General features: G+C 38.0%; 11 protein-coding genes. 7 read left to right on the top strand and 4 right to left on the bottom strand.

What is annotated here, in order from left to right:
* Positions 1 to 34: 34 nt before the first annotated feature.
* Positions 35 to 1132, bottom strand: a complete 1098-nt coding sequence (locus ACT9TX_RS08355) for an aminotransferase class I/II-fold pyridoxal phosphate-dependent enzyme (RefSeq protein ID WP_481337820.1) — start codon at positions 1130 to 1132, stop codon at positions 35 to 37.
* Positions 1133 to 1177: 45 nt separating this feature from the next.
* Here ACT9TX_RS08355 and ACT9TX_RS08350 point away from each other — a divergent pair, with 45 nt between their 5' ends.
* The gene (locus ACT9TX_RS08350) at positions 1178 to 1786 is read left to right on the top strand and encodes a MiaE family protein (RefSeq protein WP_481337819.1); all 609 of its coding nucleotides are present in this window, start codon (positions 1178 to 1180) and stop codon (positions 1784 to 1786) included.
* Positions 1787 to 1914: 128 nt separating this feature from the next.
* Here the strand turns inward: ACT9TX_RS08350 and ACT9TX_RS08345 are convergent, their stop codons facing one another.
* From ACT9TX_RS08345 to ACT9TX_RS08335, 3 genes are all read right to left on the bottom strand, one after another.
* Positions 1915 to 2925 carry a GSCFA domain-containing protein gene (locus ACT9TX_RS08345; protein WP_481337818.1) on the bottom strand — a complete coding sequence of 337 codons (1011 nt, stop codon included), beginning with the start codon at positions 2923 to 2925 and terminating at the stop codon, positions 1915 to 1917.
* Between the two features lie 588 nt (positions 2926 to 3513).
* The gene (rlmB, locus tag ACT9TX_RS08340; protein WP_481337817.1) at positions 3514 to 4251 is read right to left on the bottom strand and encodes a 23S rRNA (guanosine(2251)-2'-O)-methyltransferase RlmB; all 738 of its coding nucleotides are present in this window, start codon (positions 4249 to 4251) and stop codon (positions 3514 to 3516) included.
* A 103-nt stretch (positions 4252 to 4354) separates the two neighbouring features.
* Positions 4355 to 4924, bottom strand: coding sequence for an NUDIX domain-containing protein (locus ACT9TX_RS08335; RefSeq protein ID WP_481337816.1), 570 nt, complete (start codon positions 4922 to 4924; stop codon positions 4355 to 4357).
* 272 nt (positions 4925 to 5196) lie between these two features.
* On the opposite strand from ACT9TX_RS08335, the gene ACT9TX_RS08330 reads away from it, so the two are divergent.
* The 6 genes from ACT9TX_RS08330 (at position 5197) to ACT9TX_RS08305 (ending at position 12029) form a co-directional block, all read left to right on the top strand.
* A complete protein-coding gene (locus ACT9TX_RS08330) occupies positions 5197 to 6060 on the top strand; it encodes a carbon-nitrogen hydrolase (RefSeq protein ID WP_481337815.1) in 864 nt (287 codons plus the stop codon).
* A gap of 161 nt (positions 6061 to 6221) precedes the next feature.
* Entirely contained in the window at positions 6222 to 7277 is a 1056-nt protein-coding gene (locus ACT9TX_RS08325) for an agmatine deiminase family protein (protein WP_481337814.1), read from the top strand.
* Positions 7278 to 7596: 319 nt separating this feature from the next.
* Positions 7597 to 8874: a serine hydroxymethyltransferase gene (locus tag ACT9TX_RS08320; protein ID WP_481337813.1), complete on the top strand. Its 1278-nt coding sequence runs from the start codon at positions 7597 to 7599 to the stop codon at positions 8872 to 8874.
* 78 nt (positions 8875 to 8952) lie between these two features.
* The gene (locus ACT9TX_RS08315; protein ID WP_481337812.1) at positions 8953 to 9360 is read left to right on the top strand and encodes a DUF4293 domain-containing protein; all 408 of its coding nucleotides are present in this window, start codon (positions 8953 to 8955) and stop codon (positions 9358 to 9360) included.
* A gap of 98 nt (positions 9361 to 9458) precedes the next feature.
* Positions 9459 to 10202 carry a hypothetical protein gene (locus ACT9TX_RS08310; RefSeq protein WP_481337811.1) on the top strand — a complete coding sequence of 248 codons (744 nt, stop codon included), beginning with the start codon at positions 9459 to 9461 and terminating at the stop codon, positions 10200 to 10202.
* A 186-nt stretch (positions 10203 to 10388) separates the two neighbouring features.
* A complete protein-coding gene (locus ACT9TX_RS08305) occupies positions 10389 to 12029 on the top strand; it encodes a hypothetical protein (protein WP_481337810.1) in 1641 nt (546 codons plus the stop codon).
* Positions 12030 to 12087: the final 58 nt, after the last annotated feature.

The raw sequence follows: 12087 nt of genomic DNA, 5'->3' as shown, positions 1-12087 counted from the left end.
TGTCATGCTGAGGCACGAAGCATCTAACCAAATATCAGGCAGATTCTTCCTTCGTTAGAATGACAATCAACTTTTCTACTTCTTGCATGGTATTAAAACTATGTAAAACAATTCTCAACCGCTCTTTGCCTTTTGGCACAGTTGGGTACAATATTGGTCTGATGTCAAAACCTGCATCTTGTAGTTTATTGGCTAGTTGTTTTACCGCATCATTGTTAGGTACAATAACTGCTTGTATTGGTGTATGTGATACCAATTTTTCATAAGCTATTGGCGCAGCCTGAAAATAGTCAATCAATGTTTGTAAATGCGCTCTTTCAGCCACCATTTCAGGAAATATTTGGTAGCTTTTTTCTATTGCAGCTACAGCATGTGGCGGCAAGGCCGTTGAATAAATAAAACTTCTTGCAAAGTTGATGAGATAATCACGCAACAAGCTAGAACCTAATACCACAGCACCATGGCAGCCACAAGCTTTACCAAATGTATGCACCCTTGCAAACACATTTGCTTGTAAACCTAAATGCTGCACCAAGCCTTCACCTTTTGCCCCAATAACACCTGTTGCATGTGCTTCATCTACAATTAAGTGAGCTTGATACTGCTCGCATAATGCCACTATTTCCAGCAAAGGACACATATCGCCATCCATACTAAACACAGATTCTGTAACTACGAAAATATTACCGCTAGCTTGCTGTAAACGCCTTTCCAAATCAGCTACATCATTATGCAAAAAAGCAAAAGATTGTGCAGCAGATAATTTGATGCCATCACGAATAGAAGCATGACTAAGAAAATCGTATAAAATAGTATCGCCTTTTTGTGGTACGCTAGAAAGCAAGCCAATATTAGCATCGTAACCAGAATTGAATATTAATGCTGCTTCACTTTGATGAAAGTTTGCTATTTGCACTTCTACCCCTTCTATCAGTTCATAATTACCAGCCAATAAACGAGAACCAGTTGAACCCAAATCGGTCGACGGTCGACGGTCAACGGTCAACAGTTTTGCTAGCCCCAAATAATCATTACTGCAAAAATCAATCTTGCCACTTGGCAGGCGCAAGGTTCTAAACGCATTTTGCTGCCTACGCTCATCCAATTTCTTTTGTAAAAATGTTTCGTTCATATTTGCAGTGGTAAATATCTTCTTAATCTATTTAACAGCAAAACCTTGACGCACACAGAAGACGTAAAGAATATTTTAGGTTTACAATTACCAACAGACCCTCGTTGGGTAGATTTGGCTTCGCTTGATTTAGAAGCCATATTAACTGACCATGCTTATTGCGAGCAAAAAGCTGCCCTTACTTGCATTTCTTATATTCAGCGCTACTCACATTTAGAAAAATTAGTGGCAGACCTTGCACCAATTGTTACTGAAGAATGGGGACATTTTAGACTAGTACTAAACGAACTTAAAAAACGTAACCTACAACTTGGTAGGCAACGTAAAGATGAATACGCCAACCAACTGATTAAGTTTCAAAAAACTGGTGGCAAAGAAGAAGATAGATTGCTAGACCAATTGCTTACCATGGCCATGATAGAAGCAAGAAGCTGTGAGCGTTTCAAGCGCTTAAGCGAGGGCTTAAATGATGAGTACATGCGTAATTTTTATCGCCGCTTTATGGAAAGTGAAGCTGGCCATTACACTTTATTTATAGAGCTTGCAGAAACCTATATTGATAAAGAAAAGGTCCGTAAACGCTGGAAAGAATGGTTGGATTATGAGGTAGAAATAATGAAAGAATTAGAGGTTAGAGGTGATAGGATACATTAGTGAATGGTCAATAGTCAATAGTCAATAGTCAATAGTCAATAGTCAATAGTTGGTGATTGGGTTTTCAATAATTATGTTGCGTGAATTGTAAAATTCTCACTGAGCTTTCACAATTCACTATTGACTATTCACTTCTCACCAAAAAAACCTAGCTCTTCACTAAAATCTAAATACGGATACAATTCTTGCAGCTTTTGAGTTTTTTGTAATTGGGCTTTTAAAAACTGTTGGTGCTGATTAGAAGTTGGGTTAAATGGCTTGTGGTTACGAGCAATTATAAGCTTCTTAATCTCATACATTAACTGTTGTGTGTCTTTATTGGTACAGCTTTCAGCAAAATGCTCTAGTACAAATTGTGTAGCGGCATAATTAGGATGTGCCAAGTCAATATCAAAAAAGCGATAGTCACGCAATACATCTACTACTAACTCGTAAGCAGGAAAATAATGCAGCTTGTCAAACTTGTTTACCAAGTGATGCACCGCTTCTATCAACCTTGCTTTGCTGCGGTTATTATCTACCACACCATCACGCAAATGCCTTACAGGGCTGATGGTAAACAATACTTTTAAATCAGGATTAAATTGAAACAACTGGTACAAAATGGTATCTAAAGCCACGATTGTTTCTTCAATAGTTGACAAGTGCTTTTGAAAAGTTTGTGCAGGTGCTTTGTGACAATTGGCAACGGCAGCACCACCCCCTGCCCCTCGCCCAAAGGGGAGGGGGGAATTATCTAGCAGTTTGTATACAAAGGAAGAACCTAGTGTTATAATTAACCAATCTGCTTCTTTTAAAAACTGATGCGCAGTTTGTTGTGATTGATTGATGTTTGCAAGCACTTCATCTTTATCAATACCAGAAAAGCGACTATGGTGCTGCCAACTGTGCCAAGCCTCGTTTAAATACACCAAATCATCTGCTATGTATTGCTTGTTTTGGATGTAGGATGTGAGACTATTGCACACACTTATCGGATCAAACAGAATGCCGTTGGGATTTTGCAATGCCCTAAACTTTACATCCATTAAATAATTACCAATATGCTCGGTAAAGCACGAACCAATGAGCAATAGCTTATCGTGATAAGTAATGCTTGGTTGCAATAGTTTAATATTGATGTTGGCTTGAAATTGCACTTTTATGTTTTTGAGTTTTGTGTTATGGGTTTTGAGTTCTTTGTTTTGTGTTATGGGTTCTGTGTTTTTGGTTGATTGAAATGATTGGCTAAAAGGCTTTTGTTGAAGCGGTTATTTTACCTTTTGTAGCGGTTTACCAGTTTCTTGATGCGGTTTAGTCATTTCTGGCAGCGGTTTTATGATTTTCTACTGCGGTTCTACCATTTCTTGATGCGGTTTATTCATTTCCTTACGCGGTTATGCGGTTTTCAGATGCGTTTCTATCATTTTCGGTAGCGTTTCTACGATTTTCTCATGCGTTTTTGCATGTTTGTATGCGTTTTTGGGCTTTCTGTTGCGTTTTTGGACAGTTTAACACATGTATTTTCATCATACCTTGGCTAAAGCCTTGGGGTATGAAAATGGCTTTGTGTTCTTAGTATTCTTAGTTACGTTGTATTAAAAACTACGCTACGATAAAAGACCCACAACGTTCTGAACGTACAAGTGAGTGACACAACAGACGATGAAAAGAACTACTACAGCTGGTAACCAAAAAATCTTCGCTTTCAAAGCCCCACCTTTGGAGGGGTTGGGGCGGCCAGTGTTTTACATTCTATTTTTCATGGCTTCGTACAAAATAATACCTGTGGCAACTGATACATTGAACGAATCGAACTTAGTGACCATTGGTATGGTAAAGTATTCATCAGCGGCTTTGGCTAAGTAAGGCTGTACACCTTTTTCCTCATTACCCATAATAATACAGCAAGGCTCGGTGAGCGGTAAGTCGAATACTTTTTTATCGGCTTTCATATCGCTGGTAAATACGAGAATGCCACGTTCATGCAGTGTATCTACGGCTTTAAGTAGGCTATTTACACGCACAATATTGATGTGTTCTAATGCGCCTGCACTACTTTTCATGGCTTCTTCGTTGAGTGCGCCCACACCTTTATCGGGTATAATAATGGCCTGACAACCGCAGCAATGCGCACTACGAGCAATAGCGCCGATGTTGCGCACATCGGTAATACCATCGAGCATTACAAACAATGGCACTTCGCCTTTGGCTTGCACCTCGTCTAGCACGGTTTCTAAATCTTTATATTCAATCAATGCAGCCAATGCAATAACGCCTTGGTGATTGGCCTTGGTCATGTAATTCAACTTTTCAGCAGGCACCATTTGCATAGGCACTTTGTACTCGTTGCTTAGCGCTCGTATAGCACTCATCACTTCGCCATTGGCATTTTTTTGTACCAATATTTTATCAATGGCTCTACCACTGCGCAAGGCTTCTATTAACGGTTGACGACCTATGATTAAGGATTCTTGTTTTGACATATTATTTCACGAATTACTTACACGGATTTAAGAACAATTGCACTAATTACACGAATAAGTGAACTATTTAAACTACTATAAACTCTAAACCCCAAACTAAAAACTATAAATTGACTTTCTCTTGCAACATCAACAATTGTAACTTTTGCAACGCCAAAATAGACAAGGTATCTGTAATTGTACCATTGTCTACCATGGCAAAGACTTCATCTAAAGGTAGTTTTTTCAAAACCAATTGCTCGGTTTCTTCTGGCTCGGCTTGATGTTGGGTTAAGCCTGTGGCTAAAAAATACTCTGCATATTCATCACTTACCGAGTTTGATAAATAACTACTACCAAGTTGTAGCCAATTGCTGGCTTTTAAGCCTGTTTCTTCAAGCAACTCACGTTTGGCAGTTTCAAGCGAATCGGTATGTTCAGGGCAGCCGCCTTCAGGAATTTCCCAACTATAAATATTAATAGGAAAACGATATTGACCTACTAAATACGTATTTCTATCAGCATCTACCGCTACCACACCTATGGCTTTGTTTTTAAAATGCACCTTACCATAAATGCCTTTGCCACCGCTTGGGTTAATTACGTTGTGGTGAATGACTTGTAACCAAGGGTTGTCGTAAGCCACCGTTGCATCTACAATTTGCCAAGGATTTACCGATTCATCAACCGCCATAGTTTGTTTTTTGGCAAAAGTACCCGCATTGCACCTTACTGGCAAACCATAATTATCAGCTAATTTTTACCACATAGGCACAGTAGGTACATAGTAAAATATTAAGAAATCACAATAACTCTTAGCAGTTCTCAATACTTGATGATTACTAGATTTTCACCTTCCTATTTGCGCAAAAACTATGTGACTATCTGCCTATGTGGTGCATAAAACTTAAATAGTAACCTTATATCCACCGCTAACACATTATTTTTGCGCCGAAAATTGTAAGTATGTCGATAGTAAAAATTGGTACCGTACAAACTACCTGTACCGCTAACAAAGCCGAAAACTTGGCAAAAGCCATTGAGCAAATTCGTGTAGCTGCTGCCAAAGGCGCACAAATTGTTTGTTTGCAAGAGTTATTTACCTCATTATATTTCTGCGATGTAGAAGACCACGATAATTTCTTATTAGCAGAAGCTATTCCTGGCCCATCAACCGATGCTTTAAGCCCTGTGGCTAAAGAATTAGGCGTGGTAATTATTGCGTCTTTGTTTGAAAAAAGAGCGCAAGGTTTGTACCACAATACCACCGCAGTAATTGATGCTGATGGTGCGTATTTAGGTAAATATCGCAAAATGCACATACCTGATGACCCTGGCTTTTACGAGAAATTTTACTTTACACCAGGCGATACTGGCTACAGAATTTTTGAAACTAAATTTGCCAAAATTGGTGTCCTCATCTGTTGGGATCAATGGTACCCTGAAGCAGCAAGAATTACTGCTTTAATGGGTGCTGAAATTCTCTTTTACCCTACTGCAATTGGCTGGGCCACTACACAAAACGAAGAAACCAACGTAGAACAATACAATGCTTGGCAAACCATTCAGCGCAGCCATGCTGTAGCTAATGGTATACCTGTGGTAAGCGTAAATCGTGTGGGTTTTGAGGCCGATATGAAGTTCTGGGGCGGCAGTTTTATTTGCAATCCTTTTGGCACATTGTTGTACAAAGCATCGCATGAAGCCGAAGAAACCGTGGTTACAGAAGTGAACCTAGAAAAATCTGAATACTATCGCACACACTGGCCGTTTTTACGTGACAGACGCATAGATAGCTACGAACCAATTTTAAAAAGATTTATAGATTAAAACGAGGCAAAGAGTTGTGAGGCAGAAAGGCAAAAAGTTGGAAGTATTTATGTAACCAGCTTTTGTATTTCAATGTAGCATCGTTGCGAGTTTACACTGAGTTTACGAAGTGCCTTGTACGTTCAGTTCTTTTTTCATCTTTTATCGAAGCAAAAAATTCAATGCAAATATCTCTTACAAATACACCAGCCGCTCAAGGGTTTTCTTTTCCAGCAGAGTGGCATCCTCATGTGGCTACATGGTTAAGTTGGCCACATAAAGAAGAAAGTTGGCCTGGCAAAATAGAGACTGTTTATCAGCCTTATGCCAAGTTTATTAAAGCCGTAAGCGAGGGCGAAAAAGTATGCATCAACGTGTACAACGAAGCCATGCAAGCCTTTGCCACACGGTATTTGGTAGCAGAAGGTGTAGATATGAACCAAATTCAGTTCTTCCACCACCCTACTAACGATGCTTGGTGTAGAGACCACGGCCCTGCATTTTTAATTAACCCAACTACTAAGCAAAAAGTGATTGTTGATTGGGATTACAATGCTTGGGGCGGTAAATATCCACCACACGATTTAGATGATGTAATACCAACTTTAATTGGCGAGAAATTAGGCTTACCAGTCTTTAATCCTGGCATAATCATGGAAGGCGGTTCGGTTGAGTTTAATGGTGCAGGTACAGTGTTAACCACTACAGCTTGTTTATTAAACCCAAATAGAAACCCACACTTAACTAAAGAACAAATAGAACAATACTTAAAAGACTTTTATGGTGTGCAACAAGTATTGTGGCTAGGTGATGGTATTGTAGGTGATGACACCGATGGACACATTGACGACATTACACGTTTTGTAAATGAAGATACCGTAGTTACTGTGGTAGAGGAAAATCCAGAAGATGATAACTACCATTTACTGCAAGAAAATTTAGCGCAGCTAAAAACCATGCGATTGCTAGATGGCAGACCATTAAAAGTGGTAGCATTACCTATGCCAAAAGCCGTTGAATGGGAAGAACAAAGATTACCTGCATCTTACGCTAATTTTTACATTGCTAACGCAGCAGTAATTGTACCTACTTATAGAGACGAAGTTAATGATGCCAAAGCATTAGACATTTTATCGGCATTATTTACAGACAGAAAAGTAATTGGTATAGATAGTACAGATGTTATTTGGGGCCTTGGTAGTTGGCATTGCTTAAGCCAGCAAGAACCATCAATTTAGATAGGAACACTAATGACACTAATTGAACGAGTGGAAAGACCTTTCTGCTGGTGCAGATTTTGAATAATTAGTTGCATATTTTTATAAAACACCTGCTAAGTTTTAAAAACTTAGCAGGTGTTTTTATTTGGTTACCATCAGTAGTAGTGCTATGATGCTTTTGTTGCGTCGCACACTTGTACGTTTTGTTCGCTACGCAGCTTTTTCCACCAAGTATTACCATTTGCCTGCTTTTTTAATGCACCAATAACACACATTCGCTTTGTGGCTTATGCCGTAACAACTATTTTTGCGCCTCAAATCATAAACCAATAGATACATGCAAAGAGATACTTTGGTATTCGACCTCATCAATCAAGAATTGCAACGCCAGCGCCATGGCATAGAACTTATTGCCAGCGAAAACTTTACATCGTTACAAGTAATACAAGCAACTGGTAGCTGCTTAACCAATAAATATGCAGAAGGCTACCCAGGCAGACGTTACTATGCTGGTTGCGAAATTGTAGACCAAACAGAACAACTGGCCATTGATAGGTTGAAACAAATTTTCAATGTAGAATATGCTAACGTACAACCACACAGCGGTGCGCAAGCAAATGCTGCTATTGCTTTGGCAGTATTACAGCCAGGCGATAGAACTTTAGGTTTAGATTTAAGCATGGGTGGTCACTTGACACATGGTAGCTCTGTAAACTATAGCGGTAAAACTTATGAAGCCCATTTTTATGGTGTAGTAAAAGAAACTGGCTTGGTAGATTACGAAATGCTTGAAACAAAAGCTCGTGAACTAAAACCTAAATTAATTATCTGTGGTGCTAGTGCTTACAGCCGCGATTGGGATTACAAACGCATTCGTGCAGTAGCCGATGAAATTGGCGCATTGGTTTGGGCCGATATTGCACACCCAGCAGGTTTAATTGCAAAGGGCTTATTAAGCAGTCCTTTCGAGCATTGCCACATTGTATCTTCTACTACACACAAAACGTTGCGTGGTCCTCGTGGTGGTGTAATTATGATGGGCAAAGATTTTGAAAATCCATTTGGTCAAAAAGATCCAAAAGGTAATATCAGAATGATGAGTAGCTTGCTAGACCTAGCAGTATTTCCTGGTACACAAGGCGGCCCATTAGAGCATGTGATTGCTGCTAAAGCCGTGGCTTTTGGTGAAATTTTAACCGATGAGTTTTTAGTATATCAACAACAAGTACAAAAAAATGCCCAAGCAATGGCAAAGGCATTTATGGATAAAGAATATGGCCTTGTAAGCGGCGGTACTGATAACCATTTAATGCTAATTGATTTGCGCAGCAAAAACATTAGTGGTAAAAAAGCAGAACAAGCTTTGGTAAAAGCCGATATTACTGCCAATAAAAACATGGTGCCGTTTGATGATAAAAGTGCTTTCATTACAAGTGGTATTCGATTTGGTGTACCAGCCATTACTACTCGTGGCATGAAAGAAGAACACATGGGCTTTGTGGTAGATTCTATTGACAAGATATTGATGAATGCTGAAGATGAAGCCGTAATTGCTAGCGTTAAAAAGCAAGTAAACGAGTTTATGACACAGTTCCCTTTATATCCAGAATTGTAGCCCCCCGCCCTAAAGGGTGCTTAGGTAAATAACTTGTTTTAAGAGCACCCTTTAAGTTTGGGGTAAAATATTAGCAATATGATACAACGCATTCAATCAATTTGGCTTTTACTAGCAGCAACTTGTGGTTTTATTACCCTTGTTGCTTCTTTTTATATTGGCAGTAGCGGTACATTACCTGTAGAGCATTTTACCGCAAAAGACAACTTACTGTTACTCATTTTCACCGTTATAGCAGCTACTTTATCAGCGGTAACTATCTTTTTATATAAAAACAGACCTTTACAAATAAAATTAGGTTTTGCCGCCTTTGCGTTAAGCATTATCAATATTGTGTTGTTTTTTGTAGGTATCAAAAAATACACGTTAGGTGGCATTGCTTTAGAATCTGTTGCAGCTTTTGCAGTACCTGTATTTATTCTTTTAGCCATTCGTGCCATTTGGAAAGATGAAAAATTGGTAAAAAGCACTGACAGATTAAGATAAACTTATCTTATGAGTTTCAAGTAACCAACAACCTATTTGCTTTTTAAACTTTCATATCCAAACGTTTGTAATAATCCTGCGTCAAAATTCTTTAATCAATGGAAGTTCACCACCATTCACACAGCGGTCATGGCAAAAAAACTTGGAAATCTTATTTCTGGGAATTTTTGATGCTATTTCTTGCTGTGTTCTGTGGCTTTCTTGCTGAATATCAATTAGAACACAAAATTGAACACGATAGGGAAAAAACCTACATCCATTCAATGATTGAAGACTTGCAAAAAGATACTTCCAATCTACGCATTTCATTAGCAAGTTTTAAAAAGCAAGAAAACAACTTCGATACTGTTTTAGCCCTATTTCCTGAATTGACCAAAGGCTATAACTATACATTACGCAGTAACCTCAATGCCATTATAGGCTATAAAGATTTCTTTGCTACTGACAGAACATTGCAACAGCTAAAAAGCTCTGGCAATATGCGATTAATAAGAAACAAAAATGCCGCCGATGGTATTATGTTTTACGATGCCAAGCTAAAAGAACATGAAAAATCCTTAAGTACCTTAGACGATATATTTTTCAAATTTTACGAATTAAATAGCCAAATTCAAGACAATCTCTCACTAGATTTAGATAAGAAAACAATGTCTATTGAGGCGCTTGAAAATGGGAATAAAAACTATTTGTTAGTGAGTGACAAAGCCACACTTGGTTTGTTTTACAATCGCATAAAGTCGCACCGACTACTTAGGCAAATTGTTATTAGACGCATGGAAACACTTTCTAAAAGTGCCAACGACCTTATCGCAACCCTGAAAAAAGAATACGACATAGAATAAAGTTAGATACTTGGATGAACCTCTAAGCATTTTAGTCTTTGCTATATTAATTTCTTCTCCTGCAAATATAATTAAAAGCCATTTTTGGTAGCCATTAGAAGTAATGAAATAATAATTTGGTTTTGTATAAAATTTTAGTAATTTGGCATCGCCAAAAACAAATTTTACAAAACCAAAACGACACTCATGAAGAAATCTTCGCTACTTGGTTATGCACTAGTGCTAACCGTTGTATCCTTTTGTGCATTGATGCAATCGTGCAAAAAAGACCTATTTAATTTAGACAAACTAGTTGCTAACCAATGGGATCCAGAATTTGCTGTTGGATTAGCAAGCGGTTCTGTAGGAGTTAATGACATTAATCTAAATGCGGATAGCTATTTACTAATAGCTGGCGATAAATCGGCCAGTATTGTGTACAATGGTAGTTTTAAAACCTACAAAGCCTCAGACTTTATACCAGGATTATCATCGGCACCATTTGTTCAAACTATTGCATTAACAACACAACAAGCTGCGGCATTATCATCACCATTTGTACCAGTTGGTACCACATTTACAAGTTCATCTAGCCTATCGCAGCCTGTTGGTGCATCAGGCACAAGCTCAAGAGTTTTTATAGATTCTGTAATTTTAAAAACAGGAGCCATAAAGCTTGATATTGATAACCAATTCGCCCACACAGTAAAAGTAGATTTGACTGTTCCAGGTGTTTTGAGAAATGGTGTGCCAGTTGGCGGTACTGCAACAGTACTTTCAAAAGCAAAAGGTGTAGTAAACATCGATATAAGCAATTTAACTTCCATTTTAAAAAGAGGCGGTGCTACTACAACTGACTCGCTAGAGATTAAATATGATGTTACAATTACAAAAACGGCCTCAACGGCTACGAATGGTAATTTAACGTTTTCGAGTAGTCTTGTTAACCCTGCTTTTAGAATAGCTTATTGCGATACAAGAATCCAAAATATAAATATAACAAGCAATGATAGTATCGCACTTAGTGTGTTTAAATCTGCCCCTACTGGTTCATTCACGTTTAACGATGCTACAATAAAACTAAATTTTTCAAACTCATTTGGAATACCAATTGGTCTTAAAGTCAATAGTATAAAAGGATCTACCCCTTCAGGTGAAATTTTATTAAATGCAGCAGGTATTGCACCTTTCACTATCGCCGCACCTCTTAGTCCTAATCAAACAGCTACTTCATCACTTATATTAAATAAAACAAATCCAACAGGAAATGGTACTTTATTAAGCCTTCCAGATTTTTTAAGTAAATTTCCCAGTGGCATGAAACCCGATTTTAGTGCAACTACCAATCCAGGGTCAGGGTTACCAGCCAATAGAAATTTTGTAACAGATACTAGTAAAATTGCAATTACTACAGAGACTACAATACCATTCGATTTCAAATCAACCAATTTTGTAGTAAGAGATACATTTGATTTTGATTTCGGCACAATCGACAATGTAAAATCGTTTATCCTTAGAGCGTATTTTAACAATGGATTTCCAGTAACACTTGCCCCAAAATTCACATTTACCGATAATTTGTATAATACAATTTATACAATTAATGGGCAAACTACTGCATTAATTAATTCTGCAACGGTAGATGCGACTGGCAAGGTAACCGCAAAAACTGCTACTACTAGCGACTTTGAATTTAGCTCAACAGTAGTTCCAAACTTAAGTAAAGTTAAAAAAGTAATAATGAGTGCTGGCATCACAAGTGCAAATAATGGTAGTTTATTTACCAAAATTTACTCAGACTATCTTTTAGATGTAAAAATTGGAGCAAAAGCAAAATTGAAACAATAAACAAACAGCAGCCTAATTTTAAACAATCATTATCACTAATAATACTATAACCATGACT

The organism is Parasediminibacterium sp. HNIBRBA5674 (genome assembly GCF_056745525.1).
Note: the sequence above shows the minus strand (reverse complement) of the source record. Positions and strands in the feature narration are given on the sequence as shown.